17 protein-coding genes are annotated in these 18,689 nt (G+C 59.3%); 3 read left to right on the forward strand and 14 right to left on the reverse strand.

The window, feature by feature from the left end; all coding sequences use genetic code 11:
• The first annotated feature begins 294 nt into the window (after positions 1 to 294).
• Together AC0L3X_RS03335 and AC0L3X_RS03340 are read left to right on the forward strand one after the other, a co-directional pair.
• Positions 295 to 1,704: an invasion associated locus B family protein gene (locus AC0L3X_RS03335; RefSeq protein WP_354131254.1), complete on the forward strand. Its 1,410-nt coding sequence runs from the start codon at positions 295 to 297 to the stop codon at positions 1,702 to 1,704.
• A 137-nt stretch (positions 1,705 to 1,841) separates the two neighbouring features.
• Positions 1,842 to 3,572 carry an adenylate/guanylate cyclase domain-containing protein gene (locus AC0L3X_RS03340; protein ID WP_354131255.1) on the forward strand — a complete coding sequence of 577 codons (1,731 nt, stop codon included), beginning with the start codon at positions 1,842 to 1,844 and terminating at the stop codon, positions 3,570 to 3,572.
• Between the two features lie 115 nt (positions 3,573 to 3,687).
• On the opposite strand, the gene AC0L3X_RS03345 is transcribed toward AC0L3X_RS03340, so the two are convergent.
• The 9 genes from AC0L3X_RS03345 to AC0L3X_RS03385 all read right to left on the reverse strand — a co-directional run bounded on the left by AC0L3X_RS03345 (position 3,688) and on the right by AC0L3X_RS03385 (position 12,089).
• Entirely contained in the window at positions 3,688 to 4,026 is a 339-nt protein-coding gene (locus tag AC0L3X_RS03345; RefSeq protein WP_354131256.1) for a hypothetical protein, read from the reverse strand.
• Between the two features lie 369 nt (positions 4,027 to 4,395).
• Positions 4,396 to 4,587, reverse strand: a complete 192-nt coding sequence (locus AC0L3X_RS03350) for a hypothetical protein (protein WP_354131257.1) — start codon at positions 4,585 to 4,587, stop codon at positions 4,396 to 4,398.
• A 34-nt stretch (positions 4,588 to 4,621) separates the two neighbouring features.
• Positions 4,622 to 5,143 carry a hypothetical protein gene (locus AC0L3X_RS03355; protein WP_354131258.1) on the reverse strand — a complete coding sequence of 174 codons (522 nt, stop codon included), beginning with the start codon at positions 5,141 to 5,143 and terminating at the stop codon, positions 4,622 to 4,624.
• Positions 5,130 to 5,486 carry a hypothetical protein gene (locus AC0L3X_RS03360; RefSeq protein WP_354131259.1) on the reverse strand — a complete coding sequence of 119 codons (357 nt, stop codon included), beginning with the start codon at positions 5,484 to 5,486 and terminating at the stop codon, positions 5,130 to 5,132. Before AC0L3X_RS03360 ends, AC0L3X_RS03355 begins: the two co-directional genes overlap by 14 nt.
• On the reverse strand, positions 5,483 to 5,902 hold the full coding sequence (locus AC0L3X_RS03365) for a hypothetical protein (protein WP_354131260.1): 420 nt from the start codon (positions 5,900 to 5,902) through the stop codon (positions 5,483 to 5,485). The genes AC0L3X_RS03360 and AC0L3X_RS03365 overlap by 4 nt, the downstream gene beginning before the upstream one ends.
• Positions 5,903 to 6,133: 231 nt before the next feature.
• On the reverse strand, positions 6,134 to 6,931 hold the full coding sequence (locus AC0L3X_RS03370; protein WP_354131261.1) for a hypothetical protein: 798 nt from the start codon (positions 6,929 to 6,931) through the stop codon (positions 6,134 to 6,136).
• Between the two features lie 770 nt (positions 6,932 to 7,701).
• Positions 7,702 to 10,191, reverse strand: coding sequence for a phage NrS-1 polymerase family protein (locus AC0L3X_RS03375; RefSeq protein WP_354131262.1), 2,490 nt, complete (start codon positions 10,189 to 10,191; stop codon positions 7,702 to 7,704).
• Between the two features lie 134 nt (positions 10,192 to 10,325).
• Positions 10,326 to 10,571, reverse strand: coding sequence for a helix-turn-helix transcriptional regulator (locus AC0L3X_RS03380; RefSeq protein ID WP_354131263.1), 246 nt, complete (start codon positions 10,569 to 10,571; stop codon positions 10,326 to 10,328).
• A 174-nt stretch (positions 10,572 to 10,745) separates the two neighbouring features.
• The gene (locus tag AC0L3X_RS03385; protein ID WP_354131264.1) at positions 10,746 to 12,089 is read right to left on the reverse strand and encodes a tyrosine-type recombinase/integrase; all 1,344 of its coding nucleotides are present in this window, start codon (positions 12,087 to 12,089) and stop codon (positions 10,746 to 10,748) included.
• A gap of 252 nt (positions 12,090 to 12,341) precedes the next feature.
• Here AC0L3X_RS03385 and AC0L3X_RS03390 point away from each other — a divergent pair, with 252 nt between their 5' ends.
• Complete coding sequence (locus AC0L3X_RS03390) at positions 12,342 to 13,385, forward strand: DUF2155 domain-containing protein (RefSeq protein ID WP_354131265.1); 1,044 nt, start codon at positions 12,342 to 12,344, stop codon at positions 13,383 to 13,385.
• Positions 13,386 to 13,398: 13 nt separating this feature from the next.
• On the opposite strand, the gene aat is transcribed toward AC0L3X_RS03390, so the two are convergent.
• From aat to accC, 5 genes are all read right to left on the reverse strand, one after another.
• Positions 13,399 to 14,079 carry a leucyl/phenylalanyl-tRNA--protein transferase gene (aat, locus tag AC0L3X_RS03395; protein ID WP_135213473.1) on the reverse strand — a complete coding sequence of 227 codons (681 nt, stop codon included), beginning with the start codon at positions 14,077 to 14,079 and terminating at the stop codon, positions 13,399 to 13,401.
• Between the two features lie 47 nt (positions 14,080 to 14,126).
• The gene (locus tag AC0L3X_RS03400) at positions 14,127 to 15,242 is read right to left on the reverse strand and encodes a sensor histidine kinase (protein WP_247310839.1); all 1,116 of its coding nucleotides are present in this window, start codon (positions 15,240 to 15,242) and stop codon (positions 14,127 to 14,129) included.
• Entirely contained in the window at positions 15,239 to 15,679 is a 441-nt protein-coding gene (locus AC0L3X_RS03405) for a response regulator (protein ID WP_063983554.1), read from the reverse strand. Before AC0L3X_RS03405 ends, AC0L3X_RS03400 begins: the two co-directional genes overlap by 4 nt.
• Positions 15,676 to 17,193 carry a sensor histidine kinase gene (locus tag AC0L3X_RS03410; RefSeq protein ID WP_354131267.1) on the reverse strand — a complete coding sequence of 506 codons (1,518 nt, stop codon included), beginning with the start codon at positions 17,191 to 17,193 and terminating at the stop codon, positions 15,676 to 15,678. The genes AC0L3X_RS03405 and AC0L3X_RS03410 overlap by 4 nt, the downstream gene beginning before the upstream one ends.
• Before the next feature lie 103 nt (positions 17,194 to 17,296).
• Complete coding sequence (gene accC / locus AC0L3X_RS03415) at positions 17,297 to 18,652, reverse strand: acetyl-CoA carboxylase biotin carboxylase subunit (protein WP_354131268.1); 1,356 nt, start codon at positions 18,650 to 18,652, stop codon at positions 17,297 to 17,299.
• Positions 18,653 to 18,689 lie beyond the last annotated feature (37 nt).

The raw sequence follows: 18,689 nt of genomic DNA on the forward strand, positions 1-18,689 counted from the left end.
CGGGCCAGCAACAGACAAACAAGACCAACTAGTCCAGACTGAATCGCCCCCGTATGGTCCCTTAAGACAAGGGGGTCTAGTGAGGCTTTCGGCCCGGAGCCGGTATATGCTCTGCGGCGCTCCGGGTCCCGCCTCCGGCCCCGAGGAGCCATGGGAGAGACACTAATCCCACGGTTCCAACGCGGTTTAAACCATTAGCACGCCGGGCCGTCCCGATTGATCATTGATCCAGATCAACGGCTTCCTGCCCCTCAGACCTAGCGTTAGGCTAGAACTCATGGGCGGAGACAGCACATGCTGAAGCACTTGCTGATGGTTCTCGTCTTGCTGGGCAGTGTCCCCTCGGCATTCCATTCCTCGGCGATCGCAGATGACCGAAGCGCGGGACCAGCAATCCAAGAGGAGATTTGGGCGCTGCCGTTTCCACTGCCGGTGCTTGCCTTCCTGGTACGGCCGGTCGGAGATGGTCCGTTTCCCCTAGTGGTTATGAACCACGGAATTTCGCTCGACGCCAATCAGCGGACGTTGTTTCCCGCGATCGAATATCGGGACGCGGCACGTTGGTTTGCACGCCGCGGTTATGTGGTCATCTCGCCTATCAGGTACGGGGCTAGTAGTCTCGATGACAAGGATCAAGGTCTCTACGGATCTGTCTTTGCCCACGTCGGCAGCTGCGACAACCCGAACTTTCGTGGTCCCGGACTCGCTATCGCCACTTTGAATGAGTGGGTCATCGACTACATGAGTAAGCGGAAGATGATCCAGCCTGGCAAGGTTGTCGTCGTTGGCCAGTCCGGCGGCGGATGGGGTTCAATCGCTCTTGGGAGCCTAAACCCGTCATCAGTTCAGGCCATCATTACATTTGCGGCTGGCCGTGGGGGCCGCGTTGACGGCAAACCCAACAACAATTGTGCTCCCGACAAGCTCGTTGCCGCTACTGGTGAGTTTGGCCGCACCGCACGCGTCCCGATGCTCTGGATCTACGCGGAAAACGACACCTACTTCGGACCGGAATTGACGAAGCGGATGCATCATGCCTTTGTCGAAGCGGGCGGAAATGCCGATTACCGTATGTTCCCGTCCTTTGGGACCGACGGGCACTTCATGATCGATTCCGCTGACGCGGTGCCGATCTGGTCGCCCTTGGTATCGCAATTTCTAGAGAAGCATTCGGCGACCGCCCCGCCGCTTGGGCAGCAGGTCAACGGCGCTTCGGCCCGGCAGGAGCCTCATTCGACGCCGCCGCGATTGCGGCTGCCTGAAAACATCCATTTATCAACCTGGCAAAAATTTTGTTTCGCCTCATCCGATCGAACCACGATATGCCGATCGACATCAACCGCCACGGACGATCTCGATCAGGTCGTGGTGCGTGTCGATCTGATCGAGCGAGCTGACGGTCCGGCTCGCTTGCAGCTATTCGTTCCGCAAGGGGCAAATCTGCAGCAGGGAGTCAAGGTGACGGTAGATCAGGGCAGCCCTATCCAGGTTCCTTTCAACTGGTGTCTCACCAACATCTGCATCGCAGCCCGCGGAATCGAACCAACTGTGGCGGCCCAAATGGAAGCCGGTCAACAGCTCAAACTCGAACTCACCGACCTTTACTCCTCTTCGCTGGTGATAAATTTGCCGCTTAGCCAGTTCGGGGCTGTTCACCAAGGCCCGCCCGCCAAAACCTTCGAATTCAGCTTGAATGAGGAATGAACGAAGTTGGTCTCTGACCGCTTGACGTGGCTGAGCGCGGGGAAGCTCGACTGTGAGTACATCGGACGTTTCACCACGGAGCACGAGACATCTCAAAGGTTCTCGCTCTTAAAGGATTCAAGAATTTCTCCGGATCGATGATCAAACAGTCGATACGGCGGCGGATTGTTGCGATCTCCGTCGGATTGATCATCCTCATGCTGGCGACATCGGTCCTATCGATAGTGATGGTCAGGCGGGTCGGCCATCTGCTTGATGAACTCTCTGCACGGTACGCCCCGATCAACGGGCATCTGACGCGGATCAATACTCTGTCTCTGGAACGAGGTCTCGCGGTCCGCCGCATGGTGATCGCGAAGATGCAGGAGCCGCCCGATGTGCTCGGGTATAGGGCCCGCTTGGAGCTATACAACGCGAAGGGAGACGAGGTCGAAAGTGAGGCGCAAGCCGCGCGGACACTGATCAATTCGATCATTGAGGACGCAAGTACACCCTCGGACAATGCAGGCCTGGCGCGCATCGAAAACAGAATTGAAAATCTGAGCGATACTCGCCGCCAACTGAAGCAGGAAACCGGAGAGCTACTTTCACACCTTGAGGCCAGAGACTTTGCGGCGGTCAGGCGCAGCCTTGCGCAAGCAGACGCTGCTCGCGACGAGCTGGATGAGAAAGTCAACGCTATTCGGTTGAGCATGTTGACCGTCAGCGATGGGGCTATCGCAAAAATCAGGTCGGAACAAACCCGGGTGGCCCTGACCTCGGCCATCGTTACGCTGCTTGCCGCGATCGTCGGATTGATTTTCGCCAACCTGGTCAGTGGCGGCATCATTCGCTCGATCCGTCAACTGCTAGAGGGTACCCGCGCGGTCGAAGCGGGCCAGCTCGATCAGTCAATCGATGTAAGGGCGACTGACGAAATCGGACAACTGGCGGCCGCCTTCAATCGGATGGTTGTGCAATTGCGCAACAACCAACGCATCAAGGAAACATTCGGCAAGTATATCGACCCGCGCGTCGTTGAAGGACTGATCGATCGCCCTAATTTGACGGCCGCCGAAGGCCAGCGCCGAGTGATGACTGTGTTGTTCTGCGACTTGAAGGGCTTCACCAGCCTGAGCGAAGGCATGACCCCGCAAGGTCTCGTCAAGGTTATGAACCACTATCTTTCGGTCATGTCCGAACCAATTCGGAACAACCGAGGGATCATCGACAAGTATATCGGCGACGGCATCATGGCGTATTGGGGCCCTCCTTTCGTCGATGAGGCCGATCATGCCCGGCTTGCATGCCTCGCCGCGCTGGAAATGATCGAACGTATCGACAAATTGCGCGAGGAGATTCCTGAACTGCTTGGCGTTCGCGCAACCCCAATGGAGAAATGCGATCTAAGGATCGGAATCGCGACCGGCGAGGCGCTGGTCGGCAGCATCGGCTCCGACGTGATGATGAGCTACACCGTCATGGGCGACGTCGTGAACCTCGCCTCGCGGCTGGAAGGCGCAAACAAGGTGTATGGCACCCGCAATCTCGTTTCCGAAAGAACAATTGCTGCCGTGGGCACCTCACTTGAGGTTCGGGAGATCGATCGCATCGTGGTGGCGGGCCAGACTCGTTTCGAGGCCGTGTTCGAAATCGTAGGAAAGAAAGGTAATCTTACGCCGCAGCAGCTTGCATCACGTGACAAGTACCTCAAGGCGCTCGCGGCCTACCGGGACCGGCGATGGGATGAAGCGCTTGCCGCGTTCAATGTGTCGCTCGAAGCGATGCCCGGCGACGGGCCTGCCACGGCTCTAATCCAGCGCATCGAAAGCTTCAAAGCAAAACCACCTCCATGCGACTGGGACGGGTCGTGGCACATCGAAAAATAAGCGTCGGACCGACACGGCGGACGTCTCCTATGGGTCTTAAGCCGCCGATGATCGACCGAACTGGCAACTTCCGCTTTATAACCGAAAGCCGACGTTTATGAGTACTCGCCACTATTTAGCCCTGCGTGAACGATGCGACTTGCATGTTCGACGCTGTGATGATCTGAGCCGGCCAATCCTGCTTTAAGTTGGGCGCGAACTCGGCGTGTTGCAGGAGCCGCACAAGATCATCAACCGCGTTCTTGTCACGCAGGAAAGACAGCACGGGAACCGGCCCGCCATTGGGGATCGGACCGAAGACGACAGAGGGGACCGGTGCGACGACATTGCGATTTTCCATCGTGCGGTCGAGCGCGGCGAGGTTTACGTAGGCAATCTTCAGCGCATCAACCGCGCTGGCGTAGGCTGCACCGGCAGCGGCTCGCTGCGTCATCAGTTGTGAAAGTGTGCTCATTTGACGGATCTCCTTATGCGCCTCTGTGGCCGCACAAGATCGGCCGTTCGGGCCGGACGGTCAAAAGTGGCAGATTGGGATCAGAAAAGGTTACTAAGCGTCACGAGCGGTCATGAACGGTCATCGGGCGGATATCGCGTGACGATTTCCACAGCCATATAAACCGCGATGGTCAGACAGTTTGGTGAGTGCGCGGGCCATCGCGATCCTCATCGCAATCAATTCAGCAATTTAGGAGTAGACCTCGGCGGAGGGCGCGTCCGTCTTCGAAGCATTCCCCGGACGTGTTGCGTACATCCGACAACACGTCCGGGGTGCGAGCACCGGCAATGGAGAAGCGACTAACCTTTGCCGGTGCTGCATTCCGACTTAATGCTTTGTGGGTTCGCGCGTATCGATCACGCCAAGCGCTTTCACGCTCTCATATATGAGAATTGAGCGTAGGTGATCGGCATGGAGATTGAGCGTTGCGCTGTCGCCGTGCTCTTTCAGTAGCTGGCGCATGTGCTCGATGTGTGACATTCCTGCTTCGCAATATTGTGCTTTGGTCATCTTAGCCATGGGTGCGTACCTCTGTTGTTCGGACTGGAAAACATTACGGTTCGTCCGATAAACCGTGTCGCTGTTGCCATTCAACCATTTCGCGCAAGATGGTCAAAAAGGCGCGCGCACGGTCGCGTGGAGTAATTGCTTCGAGCCAGTCGAGAGCGTCGTTTTTCTGGTTGGTGTACTGCTCGAATAATAGTGCAAGCTCGCGAGGCTTGAATGCACCGCCCGGATTGCTGTTGCGCATGGAATGAAACGTAATGATCTTGGTCAACGTTTCGCCGTTGACCAATAGATTGTCATGCCCAAGAGCATCTTTACCGATGCGAAACGGTTCAGCTATCCCGCTTAACATCAACGCTTCAACACGTTGAATGTCTTGTCGCTTGTTTGCTTCATACAGACCGTGCTTGCGGTCAAATTCCTTTACCGTTAGGAAATGTCTAAACGTTGATGGTAGCTGCTGCCATGTGTACGGATCGATTTCAGGACCGAAAGTATAGATGATCGGCGTAGGATGCTCGACGCGGATCATGTGCCAACCTTCGGGAATTCTATCAACGTTGCTCATCGCAATATTCCTTGTAAATCCGCATGGCTTCGTCCTCGCTCGCCGTTTTCAATATCCTTGGCGTCGGTCCGAACAGCGCCATTTGCACACGCGCGTCTAATCTCGGTTCGTAACTCTTAGAGTCAATCGATCGCGCGTATAGATGCGCATCGATACCGCCTTCATAATCATCTGGGCACATTGCATTTATGCGTGTTGCCCATTGCACCATCCGCCAACAATAAATGTCGTACCGAACGCGATGTTCTTCGCTCAATTTCTCAAGACGTGCTTCCAGCGAATTGGCAGGCTTCACGATCGCGATAATCGACGCAAGTTGTCGCTTGTCTCGCTCGGTGATCATTGCCTTGGCAGCTTCTCCAAAATCTCGCTCATCATCGCCCGGTGTTCATCGAGTTCGTTGATTGCCTTGCCGTCCTTTTTGTTGGCGATCATCGCCTTGGCTTGCTCGGATGAAATGTCACCGCTAGCAAGCGCGCTTTCCACGTCTGCCGGCTCAACGCCATGCATGGCGATAGTTAAGCCGGATGGTAGGGCCAACTTTATGATGGCTTGCACCGCCCACGGCTCAGAATTGTCTAGAGCGTCTGAAAGCTTTTGCGCTGCGCGCGGGATCATCGCGACTATGAGCGCGGAGAAATCCCGTTGATGACGGGACTTGGCACCGACCGGCCGTCCGATATTGCCGGGGCCTTTTGCCCAGCGACCCTTGCCGTCGCGACCGTTATTATCGGCTGGCAACGGCGTGACATTGCTCATGATCTCAACACCAAAGTACGGCGCAATTGCGAGATGCGCACCATTTTCCAATTTCGGAACGCACGACCGGACCGTGTGATTTCGTCGGGCGAGGAAACTGATACGCGTGGCGCCAATAATGCAAGCGCGCTTTACTGATGTTGAACGCACGCATGATTTCGCCCGGTCCGATCTCCCGTCCAGTTGCCAAAACGATCTGAGCCGGGAGACGTGGACCACGGATCAATGCTGTCACTCCACAACATCAATGCTGCCTGTGGTCAGCAGTCGATAGGCTTGCGGGCGGTGCAAATCACAGCACGTTTCAACGACGCTAATCACTTCGTTGAGCGCCTTCTCAACAAAGCCAATATTTTCCGATCGCTGTTTCAGTTGATCGAACGAAGCTTTCGCCGCACGTTGGGCGCTAGCGACATCGGGTCCACTTAAAAGTGGGGCAGTGTCGGTCGGTCTCTGGGTGTGATCCGCCTGAATGCCTGACACGCGGATGCCCCTAAGTGAGGCATATCGTTCGCGAGCTTGCTGAGCTACCTCAGGCGGGAGGTCATCGAGCGCCCCGACTTCCATTATGCCCGCCAGTTCTTGCTCTCGCATCACGGACAGCAGCGTTGGTCTCTGGCCGTCCGGTGTGGCGTCAAACTTCGCCACGCCGCGCGCACGAATAGCCGCCGTGCCAAAGTTTGCAGGTTCGATAGCAGTGCGCTCAGCCCAATCCTTCCGGGTGCCGTCAGCTTCAATCAATCCGGCACGCTGCGTGCTCTTAAACGCGGCTGAAACCGTGGAGAATTCAACAGCGGCGCGATTGTGGGACATAAGGGATGCCGGCTGGTACTCAGCGGAGTTCTTTTCAACGATAGCCCCGAGGTTTAAGAGGGCGTTATCGAGCATCTTGAGCGAAGCATCGTAGGGTGTGCCGGTCAGTTCCGTCACGGGGATGAACGTACTAGCGTTCCTACCAGTGGCGACGTTCGTGAACGTGTAATTGACGCCACGATTCTCAACGATGCTCCGCGTCATTTGAAATTTCATTTCCGAAAATCCTCAATTTGACCTTTTGGGATCAGCGCCGGGCGGGAAGGTCAAACATCCCCGGACACGCGTCGTGTGGCACTCATGAATCACCCATGAAGCAAAGTCGAGAGACGCATCGGGCGTCTCCCGATCGACGGCAAACATGAGTTACAAATTGATGCGGACAAAATCGTCGTGATGCGTTGTGCTATTGCGACGTTACAAATTGATGCGGGTGAAAATCGTCGTGATGCGTGGTGCTATTGCGAATTGATGCGGGTGAAAATTGCGATGGTAGCAATCGGAGATTCATGCAACTTACCTGTGGATAAGTCGGGCGGCAGCAAATCGCCGGGCGCTCACCCTGTAGCCGGGACGCCGCCCGATGGAACGGTGTGACGCTATTTGTCCAGGGGGAGGGGGGGCTCGCGTGGCGACCGTCGCAATCATCATCGTAACCGAGGAAGTGATCAATTTGGTGATCAGGGTGGTGAGTGCCCCGATCATCGCATGACCGTCGCTTGTTCCAACGGCAATCAATTCAGATGGTTGGGACGGCGAGCACGGCGGATGGTTCTTCCGCCGTGGATCGTCCTTCTCCATAATTCGGCTGGACAGCTTGGACAGGTCTCCCATTCCCCTACGAGACGAAACATGCCTGATGTATTTTCTTCTAGAGTAGCAGAAAGGCTGTCCAAGCTGTCCAGCGAGATGAAAATGAAATTATGGAAGCTGCCACTGTGACCGGGAGGGCAACAAAAAGCCCGGTGCGAAGCCGGGCTTGATGATCATTCGGATGGTTGGTTGAAAAACGTTGCTGCTGTGGTGTGAGTTGCCGAAGCCTGCCAGCGGGCGGGGTTGTCGTAAACATCGGCTGGTCTCAAGTCGCGGACGATCACCATGCGTCTTTTGTCGTTTCCGGTGCCAATGCGTTTATCCAGATACACCATGTCAAGCTTCATCAGGTTGCGTCTGATCGCGGCTTTATTGAGCTGTTCGCCGGGCGCGCGTTGCCTGAGAAAGTTTTCGATGGTGATGTAATCGACCACTTGGGCGCTGCATTGGTCTTTGAATTCCTTTAGCGCCTGTTCAAGATCGGTCGAAACGCTGTTGAGCATCCTTTCGCGTGCGGCATTGTTTATCGATCGATCGCCGACGTTGAAGCCGTCTAGCGGCCGTGTGGACAGATGCGCCCATACCGCCGCAATGAATTCATCGCGCCGGACAAGGTCATAGATTTCTTTGTAATAAGCAGTTGATTGCGGTTTCGTCGGGTTTTCGACGATGTTCCATCGCCGATCGTCGCGTTCAATGGGGAGCGCGTCCCAATTGTTGGAAAACACAAGCCAACGCATCGCGTTGTGTTCCACCCATTCCAAGCCGTGCTTTTCGTTTATCTCGCGGAAGTCCGGATTGACCATCGTTTTAAGTTTCTCGGACAACGCCCATGTGTTCGGGCCGCGCATTCCTGCCTTGGCTTCGTCAACGATCATCAGCAATTTGCGCGACATTCGACCGTTGAACTTGCCGTCTAGGACAACATCCAAAATCGCGTTGTTCAGCACGTAGCCGCGCACCACGCGCGAGAGAACGCTACCAAGCCAGTTGCGGCCAATGCCGGTCATGTTCGCGACGAAGCACCAAGCCGTTTCGACTTTCTCGCCGGGGTGCTGCAAAATGTGCGCAAGCCAGCGTTCAAATAGATCGCGCTCAGCTTCGATCGGGACCAGATAGCCGAGGTGTTCGCGCCATCTTGTCAGCCATCGCTCGCGCAACTGATTATCGTTGATGAAGTGATCATGCCACGTTGGCTTGATCAATCCGCGCCACGTGTTGAACCCGCTTAGACCAACCTTTTCCGGAACGTCGCAAATCGAGCCACCTTCCGGCTTCCATGTAACGCTATCAACGCGTTTTCGCTTTTCGTGCGGCAACCATTGTTCAAACGCTGGAACGATCTTAGTCTTTGTTTCGCCCGTTCGCTTATCGGTGTATTCAAGCGGGTGTTTTGACGGCGCGTATTCGTTGCGCGCAACCGCAACAGACAGAACGTTCAGCGTCTTTGCGCTTGCCACGCCGCCCGACGCTCCGACGCCGCTGACGAAATAGAAATCGCTGATCATTTCATCCAGCGTGATCAGCTTCGTCGTGATATCGAATTCAAGCTGTTCGCCGATCCGCTCGTTTTCTTGGCGCTGTTTGTCTCGTCGCTCTTGATTGGTGCCCCGATAAACATCGCGACATGACTGGTTGCTGCTGCTGGCTGTCCTGTTGCGATAATATGCCCGGTTGCACCATTTCTCGCGTTTGCCTAATGCCGACATGCTGAAAAGCCGGATCATCCGCACGTGATCCTTGCCGCTCCAGAAAGCGAGCTTGTTCATAAGCGCCAGATCCGCCGCACTGTGGTCGAATAGCTTTCCTGCCGACGACGGATAGAACTGGTTCAATACATTTGCATCAGCGTTCCACAGCGCGGCGAATGGAACGCGACGGCTTAAAATGTCGAATTGGGCTTTCGCGACAAAGTTGCTCGGATCGCGCATGATAGCGTCGTTCAGCTCGGCAATTCGCTCCGATGAAATCTTATCATCAGATGCAAGCATGCGGGCCAGTAGTTCTTGATCGTCTTCCGGCCCTGACCATCGTGGATCGCGGATCGTATCGAGTTCTTGATTGTCGCGGCCATGTTCACGAATTTGCAGGAATGTTTGCAGCGATGCCGTTTGCTCTAGATCGGCGTTGCCAATCCATTCGTTACCCGCAATCGCAACAAAGCGGTTGTTTTGATAGAACTCAAATCGACCGCCCCATTTGTTGCGCCGATTGCCGAATTGGGTTTTGTCGCCTCTCATGATCAGGTGTAAACCTGTTCCTGATTGGCTAACCTCAGCTGCGACGCCCGGAAATAGGCGCGTGCAAATATGCGTTGCTTCGTCGTTATATGTGCCGGTGTCCGGATCGCGGCACCCGTCTAGGTCAACGAAGATATACGGATCGTTCAGGGTGAAGACGAAGCCGATGCGGAATTCCGGATTGATCGTTGCGATCGTCGTTGCGGTTTCGAAACTCGCCCATGTGGTCGGATTGGTCGTATCGGCGCGTTGAAGCGTCTTCGGATCGTAAGGGATTTTGCGCGGTTTCGGTTCACCATCGTATTGCTCAAGTCGCCATAGCACCCATTGCGGAAGGGCTGTCAGTCCTGCGAGAGGATCGGCGAGGTGAGGGGATGGCTGCGCGAAGCTGTTGAGCCGCGCGACATGAGCGTGTATAGTCATCGGACTTTCCTAAATGACGTTGATTGAGGCCCTGCCGGGTGCCACTGGCGGGGCCTACTTCTCCGTGCTGCGGATGAACGTTCCGCCGTTTTCATTGAGAGGGTTCACAGATTGTCGCGCCACTAACCGGACGATTAACCGTCCGCTGTGGCGAGTGCGGCTTTGCGCCGGTTCGCGATGTAGTTCTCGATGTCGCTGGCGAGATAGCCGACACGACGCGGACCTAAGGGAATCTTGGGAGGGAAGCCGTGGCCTGCTTTGGAGTAGCGGCGTAGCGTCGGCGCGGAGATCGTGAGGCGCTGGCAGACTTGATCGGTGGTCAGAATGGTCGTGCTGTCCTGGGACATGTGGGCGGGGTCCTGCTTCGAATTGATGGGCATTGCAGGGCATCCACCCACGCACGCTGCGTCTTCACCGCAACTCAGGCCATCCGACCCTTACGCCGCTGTCATCCGACCACGCGACTAGCTAAGCAGTCTCATATTCGCTCACGATGCGTCAAAAAGAAAAAGCCCGCGAACGGGCTTCTTCCGGGGATTATACACAATCCGCTTTCAGGCGATCAGTTTTTCCCATTTCGCTTTGTATGTCGGTGCGTCCGTTAAGAGGTAGTCGCACCATTGTTGCATTAGATCGCGGCGGCGGTCGAATGCATTGCCCCGGCGATAGGCCCGCTTGGTCTTGTTCTTGATCGTGTGCGCGAGTGCCATATCGGTGATCACGTCCGGATGCACGGTTGTGTCTTCCGCCCAATCTTGGAACGTTGATCTAAAGCCGTGTACTGTGAAGCCTTCGCGCATTCCGCATAGCAATTCCAACATGCTCATGTGGCCTAGCGGCTTACCGCGCTTCATACCGGGAAATGCGTAGGGGTTCTCATCGATCGTTGGTAGCGACCGCAGTAGCTGAACAGCAGCATCCGACAAAGGGACGCGGTGTTCTACGCCCGCTTTCATACGCTCGGCAGGGATGATCCAGATCGCATTGTCTAGATCGAATTCGGTCCGTTGCGCGTTTAGCGTTTCGTTCGTGCGCGTCGCGCAGAGAATTGTCAGCATCAATGCCTTTGCGCTGTAGTCAGGTTTCTCGCGCAATTCGATCATGAATGCGGGTGCGTCTTTCCAGTCCATGGCGTTGAAATGTCCTCTCGATTGCTTCCCGTTCAGCCAATGTTCAAGATGATCCTTCCATTGCGCCGGGTTGTGATGGTTGATCCAAATTTCGCGCGTGTCGGGATTGGTTATCCCTTTCGCCTTCGCGGCGCCGATCACGGTTTCGATTCTCATACGGAGACGCGATGCTGTTTCACGTGCGCCTGTCCAAAGCGTGTCGTTCTTTTCCGCGCGCTCGTGATCCTGTCGCAAGACCTTCAACACGTCATCGGTTGTGATCTCGTGCGATCGTAATTTGCCGATGATCGGATATGCATAGGTTTCGAGCGTGTTTTCCCACTGCTGAAGGTGTTTCGCACTTTTCCAACCATCCTTATGTTGAGCGATGTAGTCGCGGGCGACTTCCTCGAATGTATCGACGGCTAATCGGTTGACCGTCGTGCCCGCCGTAGCGGTCGCGGCGGCGTCCGCGTCGCGTTCGGCCAACGGGTCGCGGCCTGCCTTGATCAGCTTGCGGAGTTCCGCAGCCTGCCATTCGAGGGCTTTCAGCCCGGCTGCATCGATCGGCTGGTACGGCTGCAAGGTCATCAGTCGCCGCCGACCCTCTGCTGTGGAATAGCGGAACGCCCAGAAGGCTGAGCCGCTTTTGGCGACCGCAAGGCATAGCCCGCGTTCGTGCGCCCACATGCCCGGCTGAGCGGCTTGGACAAGGGTTTGGATGGTTTTGAGGGTGAGACCTTTTTTGGGGCTTGCTGGCTGGGGTCTATGGGGATTTGGTGCGTGCACTGCTGGCGACCTCGCTGGTTAATCGCCACGCTAGACATTCACCTTTCCGAGTTCACCACTGCTCTCTGCGCCTGTTTCTTCATGATCGCTCATGATCGTCTAAACTTGGGGATAATAAAACAAGCTCAAAGAGTTAAGTGCGCTCGTGATCGCTAGTGACGTCGCGTGACGCCGCCAAGCTACGGCCGCCCTTCCCCCGCCGTATTCGCCGTGTTAACCGGATGGCCTGCGAGCGGCGGTATCCCCTGTAGAATGTCCAGCAAGCCCGATTCGCTGTTGAAGCCGCGCGAGAAGATGGTTCGAACCTTTACCCTGACAGGTCTTGCGGCGCTTCTGGCCGCCACCGCATTGACGGTTGCGACGCCCGCGCAGGCGCAGATCGGCACGATCTTCTCCGACCCGCCGCCGCGGCCGCCGGGTTCGATTCCGCGTGGTCAGCCGCAGCCTCAGATCCCCGATGACGATGAAGAGGTCCCCGAGCTGCCGCCGCAGGGCCGCGTGCTGCCGTCGCGCCCGATGGCGCCGCCGCCGGGCCGGCAAGGTAACGTGATGCCGGGGCCGGTCGAATCCCAGCCCCTGGCGCCGCCGCCGGGCTCAACCGTCGCTCCGCCAAACCAGCCGCCGTCCGTGGCGGTCGCTCCGCCCAATCCGCAAGCCGCCCCGGGTGCGCCCGGTCAGCGCCAGCCCCAGCAGAAGGGCGGGCCGGGCGGCACTGTCCCGCAGACCCCGGCGAGCCTCCAGCCGGGCGACGAGGTCGTGACCGAGCCGCCCGCCCAGAAGATCGTGAACAAGAAGGCGACCTTCTCCGGCCTCGACAAGATCACCGGTCGCATCATCAATTTCGACGAGGACATCGGCGAGACCGTCCAGTTCGGCGCGCTGCGGGTCAAGACCGACGCCTGCTATACCCGGCCGGCGACGGAAGCCACCAATACCGATGCGTTCGTCGAGGTCGACGAGATCACCTTGCAGGGCGAGGTGAAGCGCATCTTCTCGGGCTGGATGTATGCGGCAAGCCCCGGCCTGCACGGTGTCGAGCATCCGATCTACGACATCTGGCTCACCGACTGCAAAGAGCCGCAGCAGACCATTGCGACCGCGGCGCCCGATCCGACCGCGGCAAAGCCGGCGGCTCCGCCGCCCGCGCAGAAGAAGGCGGCGCCACCCAAGCAGGCCGTGCAGCAGCGCCCGCCGCAGCCCTTGCCGCCGATCCAGCAGCAGCAGCCGGCGCCGCCACCCCCGCCGCCGCCGGAGCAGCGGCCGGGCCTGTTCGGTATCCCCGGGTTCGGGCGCTAGGCCCCATCACCGATTATGGCCGGGAGGCGACGATGTCGAGCGCGCGCGCGCCCGGGATCGCGTCACCGGCTGACAGCCTCAGGAAATCGCCGGGGTCGCCGGCGAGGGCCTTGTCGAGCAATGCGGTGTAGCGCCGACGCGAAATCTCGACCGCGCCAAAACTCTTCAAATGGTCGGTGACGTATTGCGTGTCGAGCAGCTCGAAGCCGCCATGGATCAGCCGCGCGACCAGATGCACCAGCGCGACCTTCGAGGCATCGCGCGCGGTGTGAAACATGCTCTCGCCGAAGAAGGCGCGTCCGAGGCTGACGCCGTAGAGCCCGCCGACGAGGTCGTCGCCCTGCCAGGCCTCGACGCTGTGGCAATGGCCGAGCTCGTAGAGGCCGCCATAGAGGTCGCGAATCCGCTTGTTGATCCAGGTGTCCTCGCGTCCCGCCTGCGGCGCGGCGCAGCCGGCGATCGTTGCCTTGAACGCGGTGTTGACGGTGACGCGAAAGGCGTCCGTACGGACGGTGCGCGCGAGCCGTGAGGCCACGCGAAATCCCTCGAGCGGGATGACGCCGCGCAATTCCGGCTCCACCCAGAACAGCGTCGGATCGTCGGCGCTCTCGGCCATCGGAAAGATGCCGCAGGCATAGGCGCGCAACAGCACGGCCGGCGTGATTTCAGACGAAGCGGAGTCGCGCGAAGTCATGCCGCGACAATAGCAGGATCGTGGAGGTGTTGCGAAGGGGGCGAGGGTCAGCCTGCGGCGGCGTTGTTGGTCTTGTCGGGGGCTGCGGGCGTGCGGCGGAACCTCAGCATGACGCGAGTTCCGGAATGGGCGGGGTCGCGCTCGACGGTGGCGTCGAGCTTGGTGGCCATCGCCGCGACGATGCGCTGGCCCATGCCGGTCGAGCGTGGATCCGCCTTGACCTTGTCGCCGACGCCGTCGTCGGTGATCGCCAGCAACAGATCCTCGCCCTGCGAGGTCAGCTCGACATGGATGGGGCCGGCGCCGTCGGGATAGGCGTATTTCACCGCGTTCATCACCAGCTCGTTGACGATGATGCCGACGGCGACGGCGCGGTCCGGGTCGATCTCGATCGGCTCGGCCTTCACCGTCAGGCGCGACATCCGGTTGCCTTCGGCCGAGCGCCTGAGATCCTCGAGCAGCGAATCCAGATACTGGTTCAGCACCACGCTCTTCAGGTCCTGCGAAGTGTAGAGCCGGCGGTGCACCTGCGCGACCGCGGCGACGCGGCCCATCGCGTTGGTCAGCGCCGCCTTGACCTCTTCCTGGCCCGCCGAGTTCGCCTGGAGATGCAGCAGCGAAGCGATGATCTGGAGCGAGTTGCCGACGCGGTGATTGACCTCGCGCAGCAGCAGCTCGCGTTCGGCGGCGAGCGCGGCGTAGCGGTCGCGCGATGCGTGGATCTCGGCCTCGGCTTCCTCGCGCGCCTTCTGCAATTCGGCCTGGCGCAGCGCGCCGTCGGCGGCGACGTGGAGCAGGGGGATGAAATCGCCCTTGACGTCCTTGACGAGATAATCGGCCGCGCCCGCCTTCAGCGCGGTGACCGCGATGCTGGAATCCTGCGACGCGGTGACGAACACCACGGGCGGCGCGCCTGGTATCGCCATGATCTGCTCGAGCGTCTCCAGCCCGTCGAGGCCGGGCATGTACTGGTCGAGCGCTACGACGTCGATGCAGCCGTCGGCGCTGTTTTGGGTCCCCGCGCGACGGATACGCTCCAGGCCTTCCTCGCCGCTCGCGGCATGAATGACCTTGTAGCCGCGTCGCGTCAGGCCGCGCTCGACCAGGCGGGCCAAGGCCGCGTCGTCGTCGATGTAGAGCAGTGTAGGCGGGTGCTGGTTCATGAGGCGGCGGGCGGGACCTGGATGACCGAGAAGAACAGGCCGAGCTGCCGGATGGCATTGGCGAAATTCTCGTAGTTCACGGGCTTGGTGATGTAGACGTTGCAGCCGAGTTCGTAGCAGCGCTTGATTTCCTGGCTGTCGTCGGTGGTGGTCAGCACCACCACGGGCGAGGCCTTCAGGTACTTGTTCTCCTTGATCTGCTTCAGGATGTCGATCCCGGTCATGTCGGGGAGATTGAGATCGAGCAGGATCAGGAGCGCATTGCCCTTCTGCACGAGCCCGCTGCCGTCGGAGCCGAACAGGTGCTTCACCGCGTCCGTGCCGTTGGCGAAGGGGATGATCTCGTTGTTGACGCCGGATCGGCGGATGTTGCGCTCGATCAGCCGGGCGTGGCCCTCGTCGTCCTCGATCATGATGATGGTGACGGGTTGAGTCATTGGTCGGCGTTCCGGTTGCTTGCGTTCCAGGTGATGGGCAGCGTGATGGTGAAGGTGCTGCCCGTATTCAGTTCCGATGATACCGACATGGTACCGCCGAGGCGGCGAACAAGTGCACGCACATGCGCAAGACCGATGCCCTGACCAGGCTTGTCCTGGGTTCCCGCCCGGCGAAACAGGTCGAAAATCCGCTGGTGATCTTTCGGATCGATCCCGCGGCCATTATCGCTGATCTCGAAGATAGCGTAGCCAAGCTTGGTGCGCCCGCGGATTCTGATCTCGCCGGGGGCGCCGGCCTTGAGATATTTGATGGCATTGTCGATCAGATTGGAGAAGATCTGCTCCAGCGCAAGGCGGTCGCTGACGAGATCCGGCAGCGGCGCGACATGGATCTCGGCCTGCGCTTCGGCGGACTGATGCGCCAGCGTCGACACGATGGCTTCGATCAACTCGCGGGTGTCGATCTTCTCGGGCACGAATTCGCGCCGGCCCTCGCGGGTGAGGTGGAGGATCGCCGAGATCAGGCGGTCCATCTTGCCGATCGACGATTTGATGAAGCCGAGCGCTTCGGAAAAATCCGTTGAAAGCTGCTTGTCGGGGCCTTCGAGCGTGACCTCGCCGTCAGCTAGCGGCGGGCCATCGGCCGGGACATGGGTAAGGCCACCGATACGGCGGAAAATGTCGCCGCTGAGCTCTTCGAGTTCGCTGGTGAAGCCCATGATGTTGACGAGTGGCGAACGGAGGTCGTGGCTGACGATATAGGCAAAGCGCTGAATCTCGTTGTTGGCCTCGCGCAGGTCTGCCGTGCGTTCGTCGACCACGGTCTCGAGATTGGCGTAGGCGTCGCGCAGGCGCGTCTCGGCCTCGTCGCGGGCCCGCACCGAGCGCCGCACCAGCCAGATCGAGATCAGGGTCAGCAGCACCACGAGGCCCGAACCGATGCCGGTCATCGAGGCCGCCAGCGTCTGGCTGCGGTCGGAATTGACCGATCGGAGCCGGAACAGGCGCTCCTCCTCGTGGATCATGGAGACCGCGACTTTGCTGATCTCGGCCGTGGTGTCGGTGGAGGCGGCCTCGCGGACCTGCGCTATGGCCTGGTCCGGCCGATTCTGGGCGATGAAGTCCAGCTCCTGCTTGAATTGCCCCAGCCGGATTTCGATGGCCGCGCTCAGCTTCTCGATGTTGCCGCGTTGGTCCGGATTATCGCGGGTCAGGCGCGTGAGCTTGTCGAGGGCAGGTATGATCGCTCCCACGGCTTTCTCATGGTCGGCCTTGAAATCCGCCCCTTGGGTCAGGAGATAGCCGCGGGCGGCGCTCTCGGCACGCCGGATTTCCAGCAGCAGGGCGTTGATCTGATTCTCCGCCTCGATGGTGTGGATCACCCATTTGCTATCGTCTCTGGCCTTGTTGACCAAGTAGACGGAGCCGGCGCTGATCACGGTCAACACCAAAAGACCCGCCGAAAACAGCAGGATCTGCCACATGGAGCGCCGTCGTTGCGCTTCAGTCGTCACGACGGTCTCGCTTCGTCACGTCAACGGAACTCAAAAGGCCCCCTCGGAACTGTCCCCGTCCAGAACGCGATGGGGGCCAAAGGGTTCCACGGGAGGAGAGGGGTCACCCCGCGGTCGGTTCCTTACCCGCGAGATACTGTTCCAGCCAGTGGATGTGATAGTCGCCGTTGATGATGTCGTCCTGGCGCACCAGGTCGCGGAACAGCGGCAGCGTCGTCTCGATACCCTCGACCACCATCTCGTCCAGCGCCCGGCGCAGCCGCATCAGGCATTCGGCGCGGGTCTTGCCGTGGACGATGAGCTTGCCGACGAGGGAGTCGTAATAGGGCGGGATGGTGTAGCCCTGATAGACCGCGGAATCGATGCGCACGCCGAGCCCGCCGGGCTGGTGATATTGCGTGATGCGGCCCGGCGAGGGACGGAAGCTCTGCGGGTTCTCGGCGTTGATACGGCACTCGATCGCGTGGCCGATGATCTGAATCTCGCTTTGCTTGGCCGGCAGATCGCCGCCGGCAGCGATGCGGATCTGCTCCAGCACGAGGTCGATGTCGGTGATGCTCTCGGTGACGGGATGCTCGACCTGGATGCGGGTGTTCATCTCGATGAAGTAGAACTCGCCGTCCTCGAACAGGAATTCGATGGTGCCGACGCCGAGATATTTCATCTCGCGCATCGCCTTGGCGCAGGTTTCGCCGATCTTGGCGCGTGCAGCGGCAGCAAGGACGGGCGAGGGACCTTCCTCCCAGACCTTCTGGTGGCGGCGCTGCAGCGAGCAATCGCGCTCGCCGAGATGGATCGCGCCGCCGCGGCCGTCACCGAGGATCTGGATTTCGATATGACGCGGCTTCTGGAGGTATTTTTCGAGATAGACGGACGCGTCACCGAAGGCGGACTTGGCCTCGTTGGCTGCCGTCGACAGCGCCACCTGGAGGTCGGCCTCGCTCTGCGCGACCTTCATGCCGCGGCCGCCGCCGCCGGCGGCTGCCTTGACCAGCACGGGGAAGCCGATCTTCCTGGCGATCGCCATCGCGTCGTCCTCGGGGCCGACCGCGCCGTCCGAGCCGGGCACCACGGGAATGCCGAGCTTCCTGGCCGTCTTCTTGGCCTCGATCTTGTCGCCCATCAGGCGGATGTGCTCGGCCTTGGGGCCGATGAAATGCAGATTGTGCTCCGAAAGGATTTCGGCGAAGCGCGCGTTCTCGGAGAGGAAGCCGTAGCCGGGATGCACGGCATCCGCGCCGGTGATCTCGCAGGCCGCGAGCAGCGCGGGCACGTTGAGATAGCTGTCCTTGGACGGCGGCGGCCCGATGCAGACGCTCTCGTCCGACAGGCGCACATGCATGGCGTCGGCGTCGGCGGTGGAGTGCACGGCGACGGTCGCGATCCCGAGCTCCTTGCAGGCGCGCAGGATGCGAAGGGCGATCTCGCCGCGATTGGCTATGAGGATCTTGTCGAACATGGTGTCCTTAAGGGACTGGCGCGCGGGAGGCGGCTAG

The sequence above is a fragment of the Bradyrhizobium sp. MI1.7 genome (assembly GCF_055811795.1).